General features: G+C 75.7%; 20 protein-coding genes. 10 read left to right on the plus strand and 10 right to left on the minus strand.

Translation table 11 applies throughout. The features are described from left to right. Positions 1 to 1,244, plus strand: a 1,244-nt coding sequence (locus CS2_RS11680; protein ID WP_070320130.1) for a lectin, incomplete at its 5' end; no start/stop codon positions are given. A 97-nt stretch (positions 1,245 to 1,341) separates the two neighbouring features. On the opposite strand, the gene CS2_RS11685 is transcribed toward CS2_RS11680, so the two are convergent. Then, on the minus strand, positions 1,342 to 1,725 hold the full coding sequence (locus CS2_RS11685) for a hypothetical protein (protein WP_070320131.1): 384 nt from the start codon (positions 1,723 to 1,725) through the stop codon (positions 1,342 to 1,344). Between the two features lie 285 nt (positions 1,726 to 2,010). Between CS2_RS11685 and CS2_RS11690 the strand changes: the two genes are divergently transcribed. Continuing rightward, positions 2,011 to 2,739 carry a GAF and ANTAR domain-containing protein gene (locus CS2_RS11690; protein ID WP_070320132.1) on the plus strand — a complete coding sequence of 243 codons (729 nt, stop codon included), beginning with the start codon at positions 2,011 to 2,013 and terminating at the stop codon, positions 2,737 to 2,739. Positions 2,740 to 2,772: 33 nt separating this feature from the next. Here the strand turns inward: CS2_RS11690 and CS2_RS11695 are convergent, their stop codons facing one another. From CS2_RS11695 to CS2_RS11715, 5 genes are all read right to left on the minus strand, one after another. Then, positions 2,773 to 3,417 carry a PAS and ANTAR domain-containing protein gene (locus CS2_RS11695; RefSeq protein WP_070320133.1) on the minus strand — a complete coding sequence of 215 codons (645 nt, stop codon included), beginning with the start codon at positions 3,415 to 3,417 and terminating at the stop codon, positions 2,773 to 2,775. Positions 3,418 to 3,571: 154 nt separating this feature from the next. Then, complete coding sequence (locus CS2_RS11700; RefSeq protein ID WP_082740181.1) at positions 3,572 to 3,823, minus strand: CDGSH iron-sulfur domain-containing protein; 252 nt, start codon at positions 3,821 to 3,823, stop codon at positions 3,572 to 3,574. Beyond that, positions 3,820 to 4,890 carry an iron-containing redox enzyme family protein gene (locus CS2_RS11705; protein WP_082740177.1) on the minus strand — a complete coding sequence of 357 codons (1,071 nt, stop codon included), beginning with the start codon at positions 4,888 to 4,890 and terminating at the stop codon, positions 3,820 to 3,822. Before CS2_RS11705 ends, CS2_RS11700 begins: the two co-directional genes overlap by 4 nt. An 85-nt stretch (positions 4,891 to 4,975) precedes the next feature. Then, positions 4,976 to 5,269, minus strand: coding sequence for an STAS domain-containing protein (locus CS2_RS11710; protein ID WP_167748923.1), 294 nt, complete (start codon positions 5,267 to 5,269; stop codon positions 4,976 to 4,978). Positions 5,270 to 5,461: 192 nt separating this feature from the next. Further along, positions 5,462 to 5,914, minus strand: a complete 453-nt coding sequence (locus CS2_RS11715; RefSeq protein ID WP_070320137.1) for a MarR family winged helix-turn-helix transcriptional regulator — start codon at positions 5,912 to 5,914, stop codon at positions 5,462 to 5,464. 64 nt (positions 5,915 to 5,978) lie between these two features. On the opposite strand from CS2_RS11715, the gene CS2_RS11720 reads away from it, so the two are divergent. From CS2_RS11720 to CS2_RS11745, 6 genes are all read left to right on the plus strand, one after another. Then, positions 5,979 to 6,347 (plus strand): VOC family protein, encoded by a 369-nt coding sequence (locus tag CS2_RS11720; RefSeq protein ID WP_070320138.1) that lies wholly within the window; start codon positions 5,979 to 5,981, stop codon positions 6,345 to 6,347. Positions 6,348 to 6,496: 149 nt separating this feature from the next. Next, positions 6,497 to 8,170: an NAD(P)/FAD-dependent oxidoreductase gene (locus CS2_RS11725; RefSeq protein WP_046531087.1), complete on the plus strand. Its 1,674-nt coding sequence runs from the start codon at positions 6,497 to 6,499 to the stop codon at positions 8,168 to 8,170. After that, positions 8,167 to 9,690 carry an ATP-binding protein gene (locus CS2_RS11730; protein ID WP_233421161.1) on the plus strand — a complete coding sequence of 508 codons (1,524 nt, stop codon included), beginning with the start codon at positions 8,167 to 8,169 and terminating at the stop codon, positions 9,688 to 9,690. Before CS2_RS11725 ends, CS2_RS11730 begins: the two co-directional genes overlap by 4 nt. After that, the gene (locus CS2_RS11735) at positions 9,687 to 10,034 is read left to right on the plus strand and encodes a UBP-type zinc finger domain-containing protein (protein WP_070320139.1); all 348 of its coding nucleotides are present in this window, start codon (positions 9,687 to 9,689) and stop codon (positions 10,032 to 10,034) included. Before CS2_RS11730 ends, CS2_RS11735 begins: the two co-directional genes overlap by 4 nt. Positions 10,035 to 10,306: 272 nt before the next feature. Continuing rightward, positions 10,307 to 11,479 (plus strand): iron-containing alcohol dehydrogenase, encoded by a 1,173-nt coding sequence (locus CS2_RS11740; RefSeq protein WP_070320140.1) that lies wholly within the window; start codon positions 10,307 to 10,309, stop codon positions 11,477 to 11,479. A 72-nt stretch (positions 11,480 to 11,551) separates the two neighbouring features. Next, the gene (locus CS2_RS11745; protein WP_070320141.1) at positions 11,552 to 12,004 is read left to right on the plus strand and encodes a GatB/YqeY domain-containing protein; all 453 of its coding nucleotides are present in this window, start codon (positions 11,552 to 11,554) and stop codon (positions 12,002 to 12,004) included. A gap of 99 nt (positions 12,005 to 12,103) precedes the next feature. Here the strand turns inward: CS2_RS11745 and CS2_RS11750 are convergent, their stop codons facing one another. Continuing rightward, positions 12,104 to 13,534: an MFS transporter gene (locus CS2_RS11750; RefSeq protein ID WP_070320142.1), complete on the minus strand. Its 1,431-nt coding sequence runs from the start codon at positions 13,532 to 13,534 to the stop codon at positions 12,104 to 12,106. Between the two features lie 348 nt (positions 13,535 to 13,882). Between CS2_RS11750 and CS2_RS11755 the strand changes: the two genes are divergently transcribed. Then, positions 13,883 to 14,851: an ATP-binding cassette domain-containing protein gene (locus CS2_RS11755; protein WP_070320143.1), complete on the plus strand. Its 969-nt coding sequence runs from the start codon at positions 13,883 to 13,885 to the stop codon at positions 14,849 to 14,851. After that, entirely contained in the window at positions 14,848 to 15,651 is an 804-nt protein-coding gene (locus CS2_RS11760) for an ABC transporter permease (RefSeq protein ID WP_046529981.1), read from the plus strand. The genes CS2_RS11755 and CS2_RS11760 overlap by 4 nt, the downstream gene beginning before the upstream one ends. 18 nt (positions 15,652 to 15,669) lie before the next feature. On the opposite strand, the gene CS2_RS11765 is transcribed toward CS2_RS11760, so the two are convergent. From CS2_RS11765 to lysX, 3 genes are read right to left on the minus strand one after another with little or no spacing between them, the layout of a single operon-like run. Continuing rightward, positions 15,670 to 16,812: an alpha/beta hydrolase gene (locus CS2_RS11765; RefSeq protein WP_070320144.1), complete on the minus strand. Its 1,143-nt coding sequence runs from the start codon at positions 16,810 to 16,812 to the stop codon at positions 15,670 to 15,672. Between the two features lie 46 nt (positions 16,813 to 16,858). Continuing rightward, on the minus strand, positions 16,859 to 17,716 hold the full coding sequence (locus CS2_RS19065; RefSeq protein WP_070320145.1) for a hypothetical protein: 858 nt from the start codon (positions 17,714 to 17,716) through the stop codon (positions 16,859 to 16,861). Positions 17,717 to 17,740: 24 nt separating this feature from the next. Then, a complete protein-coding gene (lysX, locus tag CS2_RS11775; protein WP_082740179.1) occupies positions 17,741 to 21,166 on the minus strand; it encodes a bifunctional lysylphosphatidylglycerol synthetase/lysine--tRNA ligase LysX in 3,426 nt (1,141 codons plus the stop codon). Between the last annotated feature and the right edge of the window lie 270 nt (positions 21,167 to 21,436).

Genomic DNA, 21,436 nt, shown 5'->3' on the forward strand with positions numbered 1-21,436 from the left:
CCGCGGCGCTGCTCGCGGCCCTCGCCCTCGCCGTCGCGGGCGCGGCGACCACGACGCCCGCCGCCGCGCGCGGGCCCGCACCCGCCGCCGTCGGGGACGTGCTGTGGTCGCAGGAGTTCGACGGACCCGCCGGCGCGGCCCCCGACCCCGCCGTGTGGTCGTACGACACGGGTGCGAACGGGTGGGGCAACGCCGAGCTCCAGAACTACACGACGTCGCGCGCCAACTCGGCCCTCGACGGTGACGGGAACCTCGTCCTCACCGCGCGCCGCGAGGCCGACGGCTCGTACACCTCGGCCCGCCTGCACACGGACGACAAGGTCGAGCTGCGCTACGGGCGCGTCGAGGCGCGCATCCAGATCCCCCGCGGGCAGGGCATCTGGCCCGCGTTCTGGATGCTGGGCGCGTCGTTCCCGCAGACCCCGTGGCCCGGCTCGGGCGAGATCGACGTCATGGAGAACGTCGGCAAGGAGCCGCACCTCGTGCACGGCACCGTGCACGGCCCCGGGTACTCGGGCGGTGCCGGCATCACCGGGTCCGCGATGCACCCCCAGGGGTGGTCGTACGCCGACGACTTCCACACGTTCGCGGTCGACTGGAAGCCCGGTGAGATCACGTGGTTCGTCGACGGGCAGCAGTTCCACCGCGTGACGCGCGCGAGCGTCGGGTCGAACGCCTGGGTGTTCGACCAGCCCTTCTTCCTCATCCTCAACGTCGCGGTCGGCGGCCAGTGGCCCGGGTACCCCGACGCCACCACGACCTTCCCGCAGCAGATGAAGGTCGACTGGATCCGCGTGACCGACAACGGCGCCACGAGCGGCGGCGACCCCGGCACGCCCGGCGGCGGCACGCTTCCGACGGGCACGGGCACGATCCGCGCCGACGGTCGCCTCTGCCTCGACGTGCCCTGGGGGCAGACGCACGACGGCAACCCCGCGCAGATCGCCACCTGCAACGGCGGCGCCGCGCAGCAGTGGACCCGCGGCGCCGACGGCACGGTCCGTGCGCTCGGCAGGTGCCTCGACGTCGCGGGCGGCGGCACCGCCGACGGCACGCGCGTGCAGCTGTGGACCTGCAACGGCACGGCCGCCCAGCGGTGGACCTACGACGCGGCGACGCAGACCCTGCGCAACCCGCAGTCCGGCCGGTGCCTCGACGCCGACGGCGGCAACCCGTTCCACGACGGGCAGAAGCTCGTCGTGTGGTCGTGCCACGGCGCCGCCAACCAGCGCTGGGTGCTCTGACGCGCGGCGACGTGCTGCGTCGCGACGGTCACGGGTGGTCGCGATGCGCGGCGGTCGTCCGTGACCGTCGCGCCCCGCGCCCCTGGCCGGGGACGGCTCAGCGGCGCCCGGTGAGCGCGGGCCGGCGCTGCGCGGCGGTGCGCTGCGACGGCCACGCGAGCATGACGAACATGGTCCGCTCGCCGCGCGGGCCCACGAGGGACGCGCGCACGACCGGGGTGACGCCCTCGCGCGCGCAGCGCCGCAGCTCGTCCTGCAGCAGGCGCGGCCACGGGCCGCCGACGTGCCCGATGCGCCGCCCCTCGAGGTCGAGCAGGTCGAGCGTGCCGTCACCCGCGGCCACCTGGACGCGCAGGCGCCCCAGGCCGTCGGGCTTGACGAACGTGCCGGTGCCCTCGACGTACCCCTCGACGCGGACGGTCACGTGGCCGCCGTCGTTCGGCACGACGCGCCACGGCTCGGGCAGGTAGCGGCGCGTCATCGCGCAGCCCCCGACGGCGGGGTGGCGGGCACCGCGGGCGGTGCGGGGCGGGCGGGTGAGGCGAGCGAGTGCGGCAGCACGGTGTCCTCCGTCGCGAGAGCGGAGGGCCGCTGCCTGACCCGTCTTCTCACGTTACCCGCGGACCCCGTCGAGCGCGCGGCGGGACGCCGGGTGCGCGCCGTCGGGCCCGGACGTGGCTCCCGCGGTCGCGGGTGCCACGCGCCCGGCCTACGGTTTTCCGGCGAGCACCCCCGTAGGCCCCGGGGTGCGGGGAGGGGCGCTGACATGCTGGACCAGCCGCTCGGCGACACGCTCGGACGCCTGCACGACGCGGTGCGCGAGGCCACCGACGTGCAGGCCGTGGTCGACACCGTCGCCGCGTCCGCGCGCGCGACGCTGCCGGGCGTGGCCGAGGTGAGCGTCACGCTGCGGCGCGACGGCGAGGCGCGCACGGTCGGCGCCACGGGCGAGCGCGCGCGGCGCTGCGACGAGGTCGAGTACGCGGGCGACGCGGGCCCCTGCCTCACGGCCGCCGACGAGGGGCGCACCGTGCTGGTCCGCGACGTCGAGACCGACGGCCGGTGGCCCGCGTGGGCGCTGGCCGCCCGCGCCGAGGGGTTCGTCGGCGCGGCCGCGTTCCCCGTCGCGACGCGCGCCGACGTCTCCGTGTCGCTCAACGTGTACAGCGAGCGGCACCTCGAGTGGCAGGACTCCGCCGTCGTGCTGGGCGAGCGCTACGCGGCGGGCGTCGCGCACGTGCTCGGGTGGTCCGTGCGCCTGGTCGACCTCGCGCAGACCACGGCCGACCTGCGGGCCTCCCTCGAGTCCCGCGCCGTCATCGACCAGGCCATCGGCATCGTGATGGCGCAGAACCGGGTCGGGCCCGACGAGGCGCTCCGACTCCTGCGGCAGGCGTCGCAGGGCCGCAACGTCAAGCTCCGCGACCTCGCGCGTGACGTCGTGGTCGCCGTGGGCGGCAGCGAACCGGAGAGCGTGTTCGTCCCACGACGCTGAGGCACCAGCCGTCCGGACCCGCCGTGCGCCCCGTCACGAGTCGGCGACCGCCTCGTCCGTGCCGACCGACGACGGCGCGAGCACCTGCCCGAGCTCGTCCGCGAGCTCGGCCACCGGGCGGCCGCGCGCGGCCGCCCGCTCGACCACGAGCTCCGCGAGCCGCCGCAGCGTGACGTTGTGCTGCATCGACGCGCGGCGCAGCATCTCGAACCCCTCCTCGGGGTTCACGGCGAACGCGCTCGCGAGCATGCCCTTCGCCTGCTCGATCGTCGCGCGCGACGTCGTGGCCGCCGCGATCTGCTCGGTCGCGACGCGCGCGCCCTCCGAGCGCACGACCGCGCTCACGTCGACCAGCGCGGCCTCGACCACGTCGTCCTCGCGGTGCACGAGCCCGAGCACGTGCCGCGTGCGGCCCTGCGCGTCCCGCAGCCGCACGTGCGAGTACGTGCCGGCCCGCGTCGTGCCCAGCAGCGCGCTGCGCCAGCCCTGACGGTCGTCGGGGTGGACGTGCGCGAGCACGAGCTCGGTCGTCGGGACGACCTCGCCGACCTCGAATCCGTGCAGCTCGTACGTCGCGTCGGACCACCACCAGGTGCCGTCGCGCAGCCCGTGCCGCAGCAGCGCGGTACCGGGCGGGAGGGGGAAGGTGTGGCGCGTCTCGCGCGAGGGGGCGGACACGGGGGGATCCTCCGAGTGTGACGACCGGAGGGCCGTGTCCTGACCCGAGACGGAAACCTAAGTGCCTTTCGCGGACGAAGCAAACGACGACCGTCGATACGGACCCGTCCGGACCCGTGCGGGTGCGTCCGGACGGGTCCCGGCGTGCGTGACGTCACCCGGGCGCGCGGAACCCGTTGACCTTGTGCGTGCCGTCGCACCACGGCGGGGTCGCCGTGCCGCCGCAGCGGCACAGCGCCACGGTCCGGCGTCGCACCGGGACGGGCACGCCGTCGGGCCCGACCAGCTCGAGCGGGCCGCGCACCAGCAGCGGCCCGTCGGGGCACGGGGTGACCCGGACCGGGCCGCGACCTCGTGGCGCGTCGGTGCCGGCGTCCGCGTGCGTCCCCTCGTCGGCTCCCGTCATCGCACCGGCCGGCGCAGCGACGACGCGCCCGCCTCCCACGCCGCCAGCACGTGCCGGGCCCACCAGCCGTCGAGCGCGAGGCACACGGCCGCGCCCCACATGACGTCGGGCCCGAGCGCGGGCTGCTGCTCGACCAGGCGCCCGGCCATGTCGCGCGCGGCGATCTGCTCGTGCACGGCGTCGGCCTCGACGTGCTCGTCGAAGTACTCCGTGACGTCGTCGCCGAAGCCCAGGCGGCGCAGCCCGTTGCCGTACAGCCGGTTGGGCACCGACGACGTCATCTCGAACGCCGCGAGGTGCCCCACGATCGCGCCGCGCAGCCGCCGGTTCAGGCCCAGCATCGCCATGACGTTGGGGTGCGCGAGCGTGATCGCGGGGACGTGGTCGACGTACCGGCCGTACGTGTCGTCCAGGCCGACGCCGCGCATCGCCGCCGCGAACAGGGCCGCGTGCTGGCGCGCGGGGTCGCCCGCGCCGTACTCGTCGGACTGGATCTCCACCAGTGCGACCTTCGGCGCCCCCGTGAGGCGCGGCACCGCCCACGTGTGCGGGTCGGCCTCCTTGAGCTGGTACACCGACCGGTGCACCAGGAGCTCCTCGACCTGCGGCTGGGTCGCGCGGCGTGCGAGGTGCCGCGACACGCTCGGCGCGTCGTCCGCGGCGGCCGTGGCGAACAGGGTCGCCGCGACGTCCGCCGCGGTCGCGCCCGGCGCCGGAGCGGTCACGCGGTCGCGCAGCTCGGCCTCGACGCGCCGCTCCAGCAACGACCGCGCGACCAGCACGTCCGGGTGCCACTCCCAGTCGTCGTCGACGCCCTCGAGACCCTGGTGGTGCAGCTCGTACATGCAGGTCAGGGCGATCTGCAGGTCGTCGTGGTCGAGCCACGAGCGGGTCGGCCCCGGCACGGCCGCGGCGACCGCGGCGTGCAGCGGCGCGGGGTCGAGCGTCGCGCCGGTGAGCAGCCGCAGCAGCGCCTCGCCGATCCGTCCTCGGGGCGTCGGCAGGGGCATGGGGGACGCCTGCAGCGGTGCGGGGCCCGTCGTCCTCGACGGTGTGGCGGTGGTCATGGGCGTTCTTCCTCGCGACGAGCCACGCCGCTGCTGGACGTGGGCCCATGGTCACCCTGCGCCGGTGGCGTCGCCACCGGAGCGCTCACGCGTCCGTGGCCCCGGGCGCCAGCGGCACCTCGACGGCGTCCGCGACCGTGCGCACCGCGCGCGGCACGGCACCCAGCACGCGGCCGCCCGGCCCGCCGGTCCCCGCGCCGTCCAGCGCCTCGAGCACGAGCCGCAGGCCGCGCGCGTCGAGGAACGTCACGCGCGACAGGTCCACGTCGGCACCGGCGGGGGCCGCCGCTGCGACGGCCGCGATGACCTCGGGCCCCACGAGCGCGGCGTCGACCTCGCCCGTCACCTCGAGGCGTGGGCGCGCGCCGGGGCGCAGCACGACGCTCCCGCCCGGCGACGACCAGCGTGCGGGCGTGCCGTCGTGGCGGGTGTCGGGCCGTGGTGCAGCGGGGCGCGGCCGGGGCATCGAGCCGGACCTCTCGGACGTGCGACGGGCCGTGGCTTGACCCGTTCGCAACGTAGGAGAGGTCGGTGGGCTGCGCAAACGCTGGCGTGCGTGACGCGCCCGGGGTCAGCGGGGGGTGTCGCGCAGCGCGCGGACCATCGCGCGCAGCACCCGGAGGGCGTCCGCGCGCTCGGTCGTGGTGAGCCCGGACAGCATCCGGTCCTCGACCGTCCGGACGGCGGCGCTCGCCTGCGCGAGCCGTCGCCTGCCGTGCGCCGTGAGCTGCACGGGCAGGACGCGCCCCGTCGGCGCCGCCGTCGGGCGGGCCACCTCGCCGTCGCGCTCGAGCGCCTGGAGCAGCACGTGCATGGTCTGCCGCGTCACGAAGGTGCCGCGCGCGAGGTCGGCGCTCGACGCGCCGGGCCGCTGGGCGAGGAGCTCGAGGCACGCGTAGTGCGTGACGCTCATGCCGAGCGGGCGCAGCACGTCGTCCATCGCGGTGCGAAGCGCGCTGGACGCCTCCTTGAGGAGGTAGCCGAGCGAGGTGTCGAGGTCGATGCCGGCGCCGTCTTGACCCATGTCAGCATCCTGACATACGGTCGTCATGTCAGAAAACTGACAACCCCTCGCCAAGGAGCGCACCGTGCCCGTCACCGGCCCCGACTTCCTCTCCCTGCAGGTCAGCCACCTCGACGCGGCCCGCGCGTTCTACGAGCGCTACCTCGGCCTCGTCCGCTCGCCCGCCGGCCCGCCGCACGCGGTCGTGTTCGCCACGTCGCCCGTCGCGTTCGCGCTGCGCGAGACGCTGCCGGGCCTCGACCTGGCCGCCGTCGACCAGCCCGGCCTCGGCGTGGCCCTGTGGCTGCACGCCACCGACGTCCAGGACGTCCACGACGCGCTCGTCGCCGACGGCCACCGGATCGTCACCGCGCCGTTCGACGGCCCGTTCGGCCGGACGTTCACGTTCGCCGACCCCGACGGCTACCACGTGACCCTCCACGACCGCGCCTGAGCACCCGCGCCGCGGGGGCGTCCCGCGGCGCGCTCCGCCGGGCGGGCCGGGTGACACGCGCGGCCCACGGGCGCACACTGTGGCCGTCGAGCCGGCCGACCGACCGGCCGTCGACGTGGCCGTCGATCCCGCCCGGCACGGAGGTCCGTGTGGCACCAGACGCAGCAGCCCGTCCCGCCCTCGTCACCGTCGACGACGACGCCGCGGTGTCGCGCGCCGTCGCGCGCGACCTGCGCCGCCGCTACGGCGAGCAGTACCGCGTGGTGCGGGCCGAGTCCGGGGCCGAGGCGCTCGACGTGTGCCGCGAGCTCAAGCTGCGCGGCGAGCAGGTCGCCGTGCTGCTCGCCGACCACCGCATGCCCGGCATGAGCGGCATCGAGTTCCTCGAGCAGGCGATGGACCTGTTCCCCGCGGCGCGGCGCGTGCTGCTCACCGCGTACGCCGACACCGACGCGGCGATCGACGCCGTCAACGTCGTCGACCTCGACCACTACCTGCTCAAGCCGTGGGACCCGCCCGAGGAGAAGCTCTACCCGGTGCTCGACGCGCAGCTCGACGCGTGGCGGGCGGCGGCGCCGTCGGCCGTGCACGGCCCCAAGGTCGTGGGGCACCGGTGGTCGGCGCGGTCGTCGCAGCTGCGCGAGTTCCTGGCACGCAACCAGGTGCCGTACCGCTGGTTCGCGTCCGACTCGCCCGAGGGCGTCCGGCTGCTCGAGGCCGCGGGCGTCGACGACGCGCGGCTGCCGGTCGTCGTCACGTCCGACGGCGACGTGCTCGTCGAGCCGGACGACGCGACCGTCGCCGCACGTGTCGGCCTCGAGGTCCAGCCCGCCGAGGACTTCTACGACCTCGTCGTCGTCGGCGGCGGGCCCGCCGGCCTGAGCGCCGCGCTGTACGGCGCGTCGGAAGGCCTGCGCACCGCGCTCGTCGAGCGCACCGCGACCGGCGGGCAGGCCGGGCAGAGCTCACGCATCGAGAACTACCTGGGCTTCCCCGACGGGGTCTCGGGCGCGCAGCTCACCGAGCGCGCGCGGCGCCAGGCGCAGCGGTTCGGCGCCGAGATCGTCATGACGCGCGACGTGTGCGGGCTCGACGTCAACGGGTCGGCCCGCGCGGTGCGGTTCGCCGACGGCAGCACGCTCGCGGCGCACTGCGTGATCCTCGCCAACGGCGTGTCCTACCGCGAGCTCACCGGCCCGGGCCTGGGCACGCTCACGGGCCGCGGCGTGTTCTACGGCTCGGCGCTCACCGAGGCGCCCGGCTGCCGCGACCAGGACGTGTACGTCGTCGGCGGCGCCAACTCGGCCGGGCAGGCCGCGATGTACCTCGCGCGCGACGCGCGGTCCGTGACCCTCGTGGTGCGCGCGGGCGACCTGCGCGCGTCGATGTCGCACTACCTCGTCGAGCAGGTCGAGGCGCACCCCCGCATCCGGGTGCGCACCGGCACCGAGGTCGTCGAGGCGATCGGCGACGAGCACCTCGAGCAGGTCGTGCTGCGCGACGCCGCGACGGGCGACAAGCAGACCGTCGACACCGGCTACCTGTTCGTGTTCATCGGCGCCGCGCCCCTCACCGCGTGGCTCGACGGCACGCTCGACCGCGACCCGCGCGGGTTCGTCCGCTCGGGCCCCGACCTCCTCGTCGACGGGCGCCCCCCGGCCGGCTGGCCGCTGGACCGCCCGCCCTACCACCTCGAGACCAGCGTCCCGGGGGTGTTCGCGGCCGGCGACGTGCGCGCCGAGTCCGCCAAGCGCGTCGCGTCCGCCGTGGGCGAGGGCGCGATGGCCGTCATGCTCGTCCACCGGTACCTGGAGCAGCTGTGAGCGCACCCGCCGACGACCTGCGCGCGTCCCCGCCCGACGGCGCGCTGCCCTGCGACGTCGAGGAGCTGCGGACCCTCTTCCTGTTCGAGGCGCTCGACGACGACCAGCTGCGCTGGCTGTGCTGGCACGGGCACGTCGAGCACCGCGAGCCCGGACCGCTGTACGCCGAGGGCGAGCCCGCGCGCTGGTTCTACGTGCTGCTCGAGGGGACGGTCGCGATGTCGCGGCGCGTCGGCACCGACGACGTCGAGGTGTCCCGCACGTCGCAGCGCGGCGTGTACGGCGGTGCGACCGCCGCCTACCTGGGCGACCGGACGCCGCAGCGCTACTCGCAGACCATGCGGGTGCTCGCGCCGTCGCGGTTCTACGCGCTGCCCGCACCGGACTTCGCCCAGCTCATGACGTCGTGGTTCCCGATGGCCGTGCACCTGCTGGAGGGGCTGTTCGTCGGGCAGCGGACCACGCAGCAGGCGGTGGGTCAGCGCGAGCGGCTGCTCGCGCTCGGTGCGTTGTCGGCGGGCCTCACGCACGAGCTCAACAACCCCGCCGCGGCCGCGAACCGCGCGACCGCGGCGCTGCGCGAGCGCGTCGCGGGCATGCGGCACAAGCTCGCGATGATCGCCGACGGGCCCTACGACGCGACGACGCTCGGCACGCTCGTCGACCTGCAGGAGCAGGCCGTCGAGGCGCTCGCGAAGTCCCGCGCGCCCGGGGCCCCGCCGCCGCCGACGGCGCTGCAGCGCACCGACGCCGAGGACGCGGTCGCCGACTGGCTCGACGCGCACGGCATCGCCGGCGGGTGGGACCTCGCGCCGACGTTCGTCACGGCGCGGCTCGACCCGCCGTGGCTCGACCGCGTCGCCGACGCCGTCGCGCCGGGCATCCTCGAGGGCGCCGTGCGGTGGCTGTCCTACGCGCTCGAGACCGAGCAGCTCATGAACGACGTCGAGGACGCCACCTCACGCATCTCCTCGCTGGTCGGCGCCGCCAAGCAGTACTCGCAGATCGGCCGGGCGCCCGACCAGACGCTCGACGTGCACGAGCTGCTGGACTCGACGCTCACGATGCTCGAGCGGCGGCTCGACGGCGTCGACGTCGTGCGCGACTACGACCGCACGCTCCCGCCCGTGCACGTCTACGGCGCCGAGCTCAACCAGGTGTGGACCAACCTCATCGACAACGCCGCGCAGGCCATGGACGGGCACGGCACCCTGACGCTCACGACGCGCCGCGTCGACGACTGGCTCGAGGTCGAGATCGCCGACACCGGCCCGGGCATCCCGCCCGAGATCGCCGACCGCGTGTTCGAGCCGTTCTTCACGACCAAGCCCGTCGGGTCCGGCACCGGCCTGGGCCTCGACATCGCGTGGCGCATCGTCGTGACCAAGCACCACGGCGACCTGTCGGTGCGCTCGACACCGGGCGACACCCGGTTCGTCGTGCGCCTGCCCTACGCCCCGGCCGACGCGCCGGGTGACGACCCGGCCGTGCCCGGCCCCGACCCGGAGGTGACCGCGTGAGCGAGACCGCCATCGACCCGACCGTGCCGCCCAGCGGCCCCGGCTGCGTCGACTGCGACGCGTCGGGCGGCTGGTGGTTCCACCTGCGCCGGTGCGCCGCGTGCGGGCACGTCGGCTGCTGCGACTCGTCGCCCGCGCAGCACGCCACCGCGCACTGGCGCGACACCGGGCACCCGCTGGTGCGCAGCTACGAGCCGGGCGAGGACTGGTGGTGGGACTACTCGGCCGACGCGTACGGCCGGGGCCCCGACCTGGCCCCGCCGCAGGCGCACCCCGCCGACCAGCCGGCCCCCGGCCCGGCGGACCGCGTCCCGCCGGACTGGCGGTCCCGCCTGCACGCCTGACCCCGCCGCCGCGCCTGACCCCGCCGCCGCGCCGACCAGTGGTCAGTTCGGTGCCGATCCAGGGCGCTCGCCGCACCCGTTCTGACCAGTGGTCGCCGGGTGGGGTGCCGATGTGACCAGTGGTCAGTTCGGTGCTGGTTCTGGGCGTGCGCCGCTGTCGTTCTGACCAGTGGTCGCCGGGCGGGCTGCAGTTGTGACCAGTGGTCGCCGGGTGGGGTGCCGTTGTGACCAGTGGGCGGCGTGGGCGGGTCGGTCGGGCCTAGCCTCGGGGGATGAGCACGTTCGCGACCGCCGGCCGGATCGTCGTGGGGGCGGGGACCTCTGCGCAGGTGGGTGGGCTCGTCGACGAGCTCGCCGGTGCGGAGGGCGGGGTCGGCGGCGGGTCGCGGCGCGCGCGCCTGCTCGTCGTCGCGGGCGGCTCGGCCGACGTCGACGCGCTCACCACCGGGCGTGACGCGCACGTGTGGCGACACGGGGGCGAGCCCGACGTCGAGGCGGTGCGCGCGGCGGTCGCGCACGCGCGCGAGGTCCGGCCGGACGTCGTCGTCGGCTGGGGCGGCGGGTCGGTGCTCGACCTCGCCAAGTGCGTGGCCGTGCTCGTGCCGGGCGACTCCGACGTGCTGGACCACCTGGAGGTCGTCGGCCGCGGGCTGCCGCTGCCGGACGGTGCGCTGCCCGTCGTCGCGGTGCCGACGACGGCCGGGACGGGTGCCGAGGTCACGGCCAACGCACCGGTGCGCGTGCCCGAGCGCGGCGTCAAGGCGAGCCTCCGGGGCCGCGCGATGCTGCCCGCCGTCGCGGTCGTGGACCCGGAGCTGACGTTCGGCTGCCCGCCCGCGCTGACGGCGTCGTCGGGTGCGGACGCGCTCACGCAGTGCCTCGAGGCGTTCACGACCCCGCAGGCCACGCCCCTGACCGACCCGCTCGCGAGCGACGGGCTCGTGCGTGCCGCGCGCAGCCTGGTCCGCGCCGTCCACCACGGCGACGACGCCGGCGCGCGCACCGACCTGGCGATCGCGGCCCTGCTCTCGGGCATGGCCCTCGCCAACGCGAAGCTGGGTGCCGTGCACGGGCTCGCCGCCGCGCTCGGTGGGCGCCTCGGCGCGCCGCACGGGCAGGTGTGCGCCGCGGTGCTGGCCGCGACGACGGCCGCCAACGTCGCGGCCCTGCGCCGGCTCGGCGACGCGGGTGCGGCCGGGCTCGCGCGGTACGACGACGCCGCGGCCGCGCTGACCGGGCACCCCGCCGCGTGCGCGGCCGACGCGGTCGCGTGGCTCGCCGAGACCGTGACGGCGCTCGACGTGCCCGGGCTCGGCGCGCTCGGGCTGGCCGAGGAGGACGTGGCGGCCGTCGTCGCGGACGCGCTCGCGGCGTCCAGCACGCGCGGCAACCCCGTGACGCTCACCGTGGAGGAGATGACGGACGTCGTCACGGCGTCCTGGTGACGGTGCGACCTCGGGCCGCCGTCCGCCCCGAATCATGAGGCGACGCCGCGCACGCACCGCGAGGATAGGGGCATGAGCACCCTCGACCGACTGACCGCCGACCTCACGACCGCCCTCAAGGCCCGCGACGCGCTGCGCACCAGCACGCTGCGCCAGCTCATCGGCGCCGTGCGCCACGAGGCGAAGGCCGGGCCCGTCGAGCGCGAGCTCACCGAGGACGACGTGCTCGCGGTCCTGGCGCGCGAGGCCAAGAAGCGCCGCGAGTCCGCGCAGATCTACGCCGACGCGGGCGCAGCCGACCGTGCCGCGACCGAGACCGCCGAGGCCGACGTCGTCGACGAGTACCTGCCGACCCGGCTCACGCAGGACGAGCTCGTGGCCCTCGTGGACGCCGTCGTCGCCGACACGGGGGCGTCGAGCATGAATGACATGGGCGCCGTCATGAAGGAGGCGACGGCCCGCGCGCAGGGCCGTGCCGACGGCAAGGCCCTCAGCGCGCTCGTGCGCGCCCGCCTCGCCGGCTGACGCCCCGCCGGGCCGGAGCCCCGGCCGGCTGCTCCGGCTGACGCCCCGTGCGGTGCGACCCCCTCGGGGCCGCACCGCACGGGGCGCTCCCGCGCCCGGTCAGCGCTGCGACGCGGACGCGTCGGCCGGCGTCCCCTCCGCGCCGGTCCCGTCGGGGGCGGGACGTGCGGCGCCGTCGGACGCGTCGGCCGCGGCCATCGCGCGCCGGCCCGACGGCAGCGCGACGCTGACGACCACCACCACGAGCAGCGCGACGCCGGCGGCGACCAGGAGCGACTCGACGGAGTGCCGGTCCGCGAGCGGCCCGAACACCGCCATGCCCAGCGGCATCGCGACGGCCATGACGACGCCGACGAACCCGAACACGCGGCCCTGCCGCTCGGGCTCGACCGTCTCCTGCAGCACGGTCATCGTGGGCGTCGAGAAGAACGGCACGCCCAGGCCGATGAGGAACATGAAGCCGAAGAACACCCACATGTTCGTCGACAGGCCGAGGCCCACGTTGAGGACGGCGAACAGCAGGGTCGTCAGCACGACCATGTGCACGCGGTTGCGCAGACCGCCCCACCACGCGACCGCGACGCCGCCGAGCGTCATGCCGACGCTGAACGCCAGCTCGTTGGCGGTGAGCTTCCAGACCTCGTCGCCGAACGACCGCACGACCATGAGCGGCGTGAGGAACGACGGCGCGACGATCAGCACGAACACGACGCCCCACAGCAGCAGCACCCACCGCACGAACGCGTGCGTGACGACGTACCGGACCCCGCCCACGAGGTCGGCGACGTAGCCGCGGACCCCGGCCTCCTGGTCGGTGCGCACGAGACGCGGCACGGGCACGAGCAGCAGCAGCCCGATGCCGACGAGCGCGGTGACGACGTCGACGAAGAAGATCGCCTCGATCGACGCCCACGCGTACAGACCGGCCGCGACCGCGGGCGCGAGCAGCATCATGGCCGACTGGATGGTGCCGTTGACCCCGTTGACGCGCATGAGCTTGTCGGTCGGCACGATCTGCGGCAGCAGCGAGCTGACGGCCGGGGTCTGGATCCCGGCGCCGGCGGAGCGGATCGCGGCGGCGACGTACAGCAGCCACAGCTGGTCGTAGCCGGACAGCATGAGCACGGCGAGCGCGAGCGTGGTCGCGGCGATCGTCGCGTCCGCGCCGATGATGAGCCGGCGCCGGTCCAGCCGGTCGGCCCACACGCCGCCGAACACCGACACGACGGCCTGCGGCAGGAACCCGACGGCGGCGTACACCGCCATGACCGTGCCCGAGCGCGTCTGCAGCGTGAGGTGCCACATGATCGCGTACTGCACGAGCATCGAGCCGAACAGCGAGAACGTCTGGCCGGTGAGGAAGACCGTGACGTCGCGGCGCCAGCGCGGGCGGGCCGCGGCCGTGAGGGGGGCGTCGGCGAGCGGTGCGTCCGGTGCGGCGGCCGGGGCGTCGGCGTCGGTCCCGGCGCCGGTGCGGGTGGGGGTGGGCGGTCGGTCGTCGGGCGGCGGTGCGGTCGCGGGCGTGGTCATGGGGCGTCCTCGGTCGTGGCGGTGCGGTAGCGGCTGCGTCAGGCGTGCCGGTCGCGGGGGCGGGAGGTGGTGCGCGGCGGTGCCGGGGGTGTGCAGTGACGGACCTGCGGCGGCGCCGGGACTCACCGGGCCGTGCCACCGCGTCCGCGGCGCTTCCGTGGTGCGCCCGTGGTGGGCCGCGCCGCCGCGGGGTCGTCATCCTGACCCACCCGGGCCCGCGCTGTCAGCGGCTTTCGCCGCGTCGGTGTCGGTGGTCCGCGCGACCATCGTGCGCAGGGCCGCGGGCCCGACGAGTTCGGGGTGCGGCACCGGTCGGTACGCACGTCACGACGACCGACGAGGAGAGCGATGACGGCGACCATCACCGCGCGGGGACTGGTGAAGCGGTACGGCCAGGTCGAGGCGCTGCGCGGCCTGGACCTCGACGTGCCGCAGGGCACCGTGCTGGGGCTGCTGGGGCCCAACGGCGCGGGCAAGACGACGGCGGTGCGGATCCTCACGACGCTGCTGCGCCCCGACGAGGGGACCGCGACCGTCGCGGGTGCGGACGTGCTGCGCGACCCCGAGGAGGCGCGCCGCCGCATCGGGCTGTCGGGGCAGTACGCGGCGGTCGACGAGAACCTCACGGGTGCCGAGAACCTCGAGATGATCGGGCGCCTCTACGGCTTCCCGCGGCGCCGTGCGCGCGACCGTGCGCACGCGCTGCTCGGGCGGTTCGACCTGGCGGACGCCGGCGGACGCCCGGCCAAGACGTACTCGGGAGGCATGCGCCGCCGCCTCGACCTCGCGTGCGCGCTCGTCGCCGAGCCGCCCGTCGTGGTGCTCGACGAGCCGACCACGGGCCTGGACCCGCGCAGCCGCCTGCAGATGTGGGACGTCATCGCCGACCTCGTGCGTCAGGGCACGACGCTGCTGCTCACGACGCAGTACCTCGAGGAGGCCGACCGGCTCGCGGACGACATCGTCGTCATCGACCACGGCCGTGCGATCGCCCGTGGCACGGCCGACCAGCTCAAGGCTCAGGTCGGCGGCCAGCGCGTCGAGGTGCTGCTCGCCGACGCCGCCGACTCCGGTGCGGCCCGCGCGGCGCTCGCGGCCGTCGCGGCCGCGGACGACGACGTGCACGCCGACGGTGACGGTCGCGCGCTGTCGGTCGCGGTGGCCGACGGCACGCGCGTGCTGCGCGCCGTGCTCGACCGGCTCGACGCCGACGGCGTGGCCGTCCTCGAGGCGGGGCTGCGGCGCCCGACGCTCGACGACGTGTTCCTCACCCTCACGGGCCGCACGGCCGACGACGTCCAGGAGGAGACGCGATGAGCTCGCTCGCCCGCACGGTGACCGACACGCACGTCGTCGCCAAGCGCAACCTCATCAAGATCCTGCGCGTGCCCGAGATCCTCGTGGCGGTGCTGATCTCGCCCATCATGTTCGTGCTGCTGTTCGCGTACGTGTTCGGCGGTGCGATCGACCCCGGTGACGGCGTGAACTACCGCGAGTTCCTCATCCCCGGGATCTTCGCGCAGACCGTCGTCTTCGGTGCGACGTTCACGGGTGCCGGCATCGCGGAGGACATGCAGAAGGGCATCATCGACCGGTTCCGCTCGCTGCCGATGTCGCAGTCGGCCGTGCTCGCGGGGCGCACGCTGTCCGACGTCGTCTACAACGTGCTGTCGCTCGCGATCATGGCGCTCACCGGCCTGCTCGTCGGGTGGCGCGTGCGGGGGTCGTTCGTCGACGCCGTCGCCGCGTTCGCGCTGCTGCTCGTGTTCGCGTACGCGGTGAGCTGGATCATGGCGCTCGTCGGCGTCCTCGTGCCCAGCGTCGAGGTCATCAACAACGCGTCGTTCATCGTCATCATGCCGCTCACGTTCGTGTCGAACGCGTTCGTGCCGCTCGAGTCCTTCCCGGCCCCGCTGCAACGGGTCGTGGAGTGGAACCCCGTCTCGACGCTCACGCAGGCCTGCCGCGAGCTGTTCGGCAACACCAACCCGAACGCTGCCGTGCCCGACGCGTGGTCCATGCAGCACCCGGCGCTCTACACGCTGCTGTGCGTCGTGGTGATCCTCGTGGTGTTCGCGCCGCTCGCGATCGCGCGGTACCGCCGCACGTCGCGCTGACGGCGGCGCTGCGGGCGGTCAGCCCGCCGTGGCGGTCGGCGACGGCGCGGGCGTGGCGGTGCCGGCCGGGGCGGGGGACGTCCAGCCCACCTGCTGGACGATCCACGTGATCGCGTCGGGCGCCATGGTCTGGGCGGTGCTCCAGTCGTGACCGCCGACGTAGTCGCCGACCTGCACGGGCAGACCCTGCTGGGTGAGCGCGTCGGCGATGCGGTGACCTTCGGTGACGTCGTCGCCGCTGGGGACGCCGACGAACACCGGCAGCCGCTCGGAGTACGTCGTGCGGCCGATCACCTCGAGGGGCTCGTTGGCGGCCAGCGCCGAGGCCGAGGCGTGCAGCGCCGGCGCCTCGGGGACCAGGTAGGGCATGAGCGAGACGATGCCCGCGAACGTGGACTGGTGCCGCAGCCCCACGAGCAGCGAGCCGAGGCCGCCGGCGCTGATGCCGCCGATGACCCTGTGGGGCTGGTCCGGGACCGTGCGCAGGTGGGCGTCGGTCCACGGCACGACGTCGGAGACGAGGAACGTCTCGTGCAGCGCGCCGGGGGCGGGCATGTCCACCGGCTCGTCCGCGGCGCCCAGGTCGAGGTCGGGCGACACCACCACGACGGGCGGGATGGTGCCGGCGTCGATGAGCCCGTCGAGCACCTGGTCGAGGTGCGCCGCGGTGAACCAGTCGGCGCTCGTGCCGGGCGCCCCGTGCATCATGTAGAGCACCGGGTACCGCGCACCGGTGTCCTGGGAGTAGCCCGGGGGGACGTACAGGTACGTGTCGGAGTCGGGCACGCCGCGCGAGTGCGACGGGATCGTCACGTCCCACGTGCGCCCGGCCGTCGCCGTGGTGGGTGTGGGCGGGTCCGCGGGCTGGCCCGCGGCGAGCGCGTCGGGTGCGTCGCCGACCACGGTCGCCCCGACCGTGGCGATCCCGGCCCAGTCGCTGACGTACCCCGTCCCGACCCCCACGGCGAGCAGCCCGGTCGCGGCCACCAGGGTCAGGCACAGCAGCCCGCCCGTCACGGCGAGCAGACCCGCGGGATGGTGCCGGCGACGTCGTCGCCGCACGGTCCGGACGAGTGCGACGACGCAGACGACGGCGAGCAGCGCGCCCGCTCCCACCGCTGCCCACCCCTGCCACGAACGGTCGAGGATCGCGACGTGCACGGCTACCTCCGAGACTCCGGACGCCTCGGAGCCCCGAGGACGACGCTCAGGGTGCGCCGGTCGTCTGGGAGCCGGCTGGGCGCTCGCCGGGAGTGTCCTGCGCCGGGGCCTCGGCTGCGACGCTCGCGGGGCTCGTCGCGAGGACGACGCACGCCGCGATCGCGAGGACGAGCGCGGCGACCACGGGCACGGCCCACCCGGCGCGCACCGTGTCGCCGAGCACGGCGACGCCCACGGCACCGGGCACGACGACCTCGGTGACCGACAGCACGGCGGCCATGGACCCGGCGGAGCCGCGCTCGAGCGCCCGCAGGTACGCGAGCACGCCGACCGCTCCGCACGCGACGATCGCGATCGCGAGGGGCTGCAGCACGGTGTCGAGCAGCCCGCCGGACGCGTGCGCGCCGCGCGCCGCGATCGCGGCCCCCGAGTACCCGAGCCCGCCGAGCGTCGCGAGCAGCAGCGCGCCCCCGCGCGCGTACGCGGCGACGGTCGCGGCGACCAGCACGCCCGAGGCCACGAGCATCCCGGTGGTGAAACCGGACGGCGGCGTCACGGCGGGCTGCTCGCCGGAGCCCGCCGCGAGCACGACGAGCGCACCGACCACGGCGACGATCGCGCCGACGTCCCGGCCGCGCGTCGGCGCACCCAGCACGGTGCGCGCGAGCAGCACCACCACGACCACCGACGACGCGAGCAGGGCCTGCACGACGAACAGCGGCAGCCGGTCGAGCGCGACCAGCGACAGCAGCCACGCCGCCCCGTCGATGACGAGGGCGCCGACCACGAGCGGCTGGCGCAGCGCCGTCAGACCCTGCGCGCGGCGCGTCGCGACGGCCTGCATGACCGTGCTGACGCCGTAGCCGACGGCCGCGACGGTCGCGGCGAGCAGAGCGAGCACCACGGGGTCCTCCTCCCGTCCGCCGCGTCAGCGCCGGCCCGACGGCCGGACGAAGGGGAACGCGAGCGTGTCGCGGATCGACCCGCCCACGAGCATCATGACGACCCGGTCGACGCCGATCCCGACGCCGCCCGTGGGGGGCATCGCGAACTCGAGAGCCGACAGGAACTCGTCGTCGACCTCCATCGCCTCGGGGTCGCCCGCGGCCGCGAGGATCGACTGCTCGGTGAGCCGGCGGCGCTGCTCGACCGGGTCGACGAGCTCGGAGTACGCGGTGCCGAGCTCGGCGCCGAACGCGACGAGGTCCCAGCGCTCGGCGAGCCGCGGGTCGTCGCGGTGCCGCCGCGTCAGCGGCGACGTCTCCACCGGGAAGTCGGTGTAGAACGTCGGCTCGACGGTCTGCCCCTCGACGAACCGGTCGTACAGCTCCTCGACGAGGGCGCCGTGCGTCTCGTCGTCGTCGAACGCGACGTCGTGCGCGCGGCACAGCTCGCGCAGGTCGGCGAGCGGCAGGTCGGGCGTCACGGGCGTGCCGAGCGCGCGGGACACGGCGTCGTGCACGGTGAGCACGGGCCACTCGCCGTCGAGGCGGACGACCGTGCCGTCGGGCCGGTGCGCGACCGGTTCGCCGTGCACCGCGACCGCCGCCGCGACCACCAGCTCGCGCGTGAGGTGCCGCATCGTCGTGTAGTCGCCGTACGCCTGGTACGCCTCCATCGACGTGAACTCGGGGTTGTGGGTCGCGTCGACGCCCTCGTTGCGGAAGTTGCGGCCCAGCTCGAACACGCGCCCGACGCCGCCGACCATGAGCCGCTTGAGGAACAGCTCGGGGGCGATGCGCAGGTACAGGTCGAGGTCGTAGGCGTTGATGTGCGTCGTGAACGGCCGCGCGTTCGCGCCGCCGTGGATGCGCTGCAGGATCGGTGTCTCGACCTCGATGAACCCGCGCTCGACGAGCGAGGACCGGAGGGACCACACGGCGGCGGCGCGCGCCCGCAGCAGGTGCTCGGCGCGGTCGTTCAGCGCGAGGTCCATGTGCCGCAGCCGCACGCGCGCCTCGGGGTCGGCGAGGCCGCGGTGCTTGTCCGGTGGCGGCGTGAGCGCCTTGGCGGCCATGCACCACGAACGCGCGAGCAGCGTCGGCTCGCCCGACCGGCTGCGCACCGGGACGCCCGTGACGGACACCTGGTCGCCGAGGTCGACGGCCCGGCGCCACAGCGCCAGGTCGGCCGACCCGGAGGCGGTGAGCATGACCTGCAGATCGGCCCCGCCCTCCCGCAGCACCGCGAACACGACGCCCCCGAGGTCGCGCAGGCGGACGACTCGCCCGACCACCGCGAGCTCGTCCGCACCCGCGGCGGGGCTCGTGGTGCCGGGCGGCACGGCGTCGAGCACGGCGCGCGCCGCGGCGACCGCGGCCGTGCGGGGCACGGTCACGGGGTACGGGTCCATGCCGGCGGCGTGCAGCACGTCGAGCTTCGCGTGGCGCGTGCGCTGCTGCTCGGTGAGGCGGCGCGGTGGCGCGGTCACCGCGAGGGCCTCGTCCTCCTGCGCGACGACCGCCGCGACGAACGCGGGGTCGTGCAGCTCGGGGGAGCGGTCGGAGCGGTCGTCGGCACCGGTGAGCCAGCGCGGGTTGCGCGGCAGGAAGCCCTCGGCCTGCCCGAGCGCGAACACGACGCGCGTGAGCTGCCCGGCCGCCTCGTAGCACATGAGGCGCGGCTCCCAGTCGGGCAGGTACTTCTCGTTCGAGCGGTAGAGCTGCTCGAGCTGCCAGAACCGCGACGCGAGCAGCAGCACGCGGCGGTTGAACCGCTGCACGGGGGTCGCACCGACGCGCTCGCCGACCTCGAACGTCGAGCGGAACATCGCGAAGTTCATCGAGACCTTCTCGATCCCGAGGTCCCGCGACGCGGCGGCGAGCTCGGCGACCATGAGCTCGGTCACGCCGGCGACGGCGTCGGGCGAGCGGCGCATGACGTCGAGCGACAGCCCGCGCCGGCCCCACGGGACGAACGACAGCAGGCCGCGCACGGCACCGTCGGCGTCGTGCGCGGTCACGACCACGATGCGCGGGTCGACCGGGTCGCCGAGCCGCTCGAGCGCCATCGAGAAGCCGCGCTCCTCGCCGTGCCGCCAGCGGTCGGCGTCGCGCACGAGCTCGGCGAGCTCGTCGGCGGGGATCGCGGACTGGCGGCGCACGCGGACCTCGTACCCGGCGGCCTTCCCGCGCTCGACCGCACGGCGCACGGGGCGCAGGGCAGGGTTGGCGAGGTCGATGCGGCGGGTCACGACGACGGCCTCGTCACCCATGGGCACGGGGTGCAGGCCCGCGTCGCGGTAGGTGCGGGCGCCGGCCTCGGTGGTCGACGTGACCGCGGGGATCCAGCCGTGCTGCCGCGTGTGCAGGAGCCAGCGGTCCACGGCCGCCGGCCAGGACTCGCGGGCCCCGACGGGGTCGCCGGCGGCGAGGCTCACGCCGGACACCACGCGGTACGACACGGCGGCGCGACCGTCGGGGGAGAACACCGCCGAGCGGTCGTCGCGCGTCGCGAAGTAGCCGAGCGAGTCGTGCTCGGGGTCCTCCAGCAGCAGGCGCCGCACCGCGAGCGCGTCGGCCGCGCGCTCGCCCGCGGGGCTCGCCGACGAGCGCAGGAACACGGCGATGCCCAGCAGCAGGCCGGCCGCCGAGACGAGCCCGACGAGCGCGCCGACCCACGCGGGGCCGTGGCCGCTCGCGACGACGCTCGAGTGGATGCCGAGCACGTGCGACAGGCTCCAGCCGAGCCGGTCGCCCTGCGTGGTGAGCCCCGCGGGGTCGAACTGCAGCAGCGTGTAGGCGAGCGTGGCCGCGGCGAGGGCCGTGGCGCCGGTGACGAGCACGGCGCGCCACCACGCGCCGCGTCGCAGCCGGGCCGGGAACGCGCGCCGCGCCGAGACGAGGACCACGATGATCGGCAGCGAGAAGCAGAACGCGACGACGTCGCGCGTGGTGACCTCGAGCTCGGCGAGCGTCGCCGACCCGGTCGCGACGAGCACGAGCGTGAGCAGGCCGATGAGGGCGACGGGCAGCTGCCACACGACCACGACGAACCACACGGCGGCCCGCAGGCGGCGCAGCACGCCGGACGCGACGACGCCGACGAGGATCGCGGAGAACAGCCCCGGCTGCGCGGGGACGTTGGTCATCGACAGCACGTGGCCGACGGCGCGGACCTGGTGCGGCCAGAACGGCAGCAGCACGAGCGCCACGAGCAGCCAGATCGCGTACGCCTGGAGCACGCGGCCCGTGACGTGCGCGACGCCGCGCGCCCAGGGCGACGCGTGGGGCGTGCCGGCGGGGGCGGCGTCCCCCGCGTCCCGCGTCGGGCGGGCGTCGCCGCGCGGCACCGGCCGTCGCGTGTCGACGTCGGTGCCCGTCGACGGTGCCGGCTCGGTCGACGTGCGCGCCATGCGCGGTACCCCGCAGGTTCGTCAGCCCGGGGCGCGGTCGCAGGGCTGCGCACGTCGGTCCCACCGGTGGGCGGCCCGCTGCGCGGACGGCCGTGAGGGCCAATCTGCCCCTCGGGGCGAACCTGTGCAACGAGACGTCCGCCCAGGTCGGACGCGCACGGCGCCCGCGGGCCCTGCGCGTGGGCCCCCGCACTGCCCGCGGGTGCCCGGGACGTCCGGTCCGTGACGAGCGTCCGGTTCGCCGGCGGATCCGCCGGGCGCACGGCCTGG

Source organism: Cellulomonas iranensis NBRC 101100 = JCM 18110 (assembly GCF_001552375.1).
Lineage (GTDB): Bacteria > Actinomycetota > Actinomycetes > Actinomycetales > Cellulomonadaceae > Cellulomonas > Cellulomonas iranensis.

Excerpts from the sequence above, each read along its gene's own strand:
- CS2_RS11685 (WP_070320131.1), bottom strand. The coding sequence starts at position 1,725 with ATGACGCGCCGCTACCTGCCCGAGCCGTGGCGCGTCGTGCCGAACGAC.
- CS2_RS11690 (WP_070320132.1), top strand. The coding sequence starts at position 2,011 with ATGCTGGACCAGCCGCTCGGCGACACGCTCGGACGCCTGCACGACGCG.
- CS2_RS11700 (WP_082740181.1), bottom strand. The coding sequence starts at position 3,823 with ATGACGGGAGCCGACGAGGGGACGCACGCGGACGCCGGCACCGACGCG.
- CS2_RS11705 (WP_082740177.1), bottom strand. The coding sequence starts at position 4,890 with ATGACCACCGCCACACCGTCGAGGACGACGGGCCCCGCACCGCTGCAG.
- CS2_RS11715 (WP_070320137.1), bottom strand. The coding sequence starts at position 5,914 with ATGGGTCAAGACGGCGCCGGCATCGACCTCGACACCTCGCTCGGCTAC.
- CS2_RS11740 (WP_070320140.1), top strand. The coding sequence starts at position 10,307 with ATGAGCACGTTCGCGACCGCCGGCCGGATCGTCGTGGGGGCGGGGACC.
- CS2_RS11745 (WP_070320141.1), top strand. The coding sequence starts at position 11,552 with ATGAGCACCCTCGACCGACTGACCGCCGACCTCACGACCGCCCTCAAG.
- CS2_RS11750 (WP_070320142.1), bottom strand. The coding sequence starts at position 13,534 with ATGACCACGCCCGCGACCGCACCGCCGCCCGACGACCGACCGCCCACC.
- CS2_RS11755 (WP_070320143.1), top strand. The coding sequence starts at position 13,883 with ATGACGGCGACCATCACCGCGCGGGGACTGGTGAAGCGGTACGGCCAG.
- CS2_RS11760 (WP_046529981.1), top strand. The coding sequence starts at position 14,848 with ATGAGCTCGCTCGCCCGCACGGTGACCGACACGCACGTCGTCGCCAAG.
- lysX (WP_082740179.1), bottom strand. The coding sequence starts at position 21,166 with ATGGCGCGCACGTCGACCGAGCCGGCACCGTCGACGGGCACCGACGTC.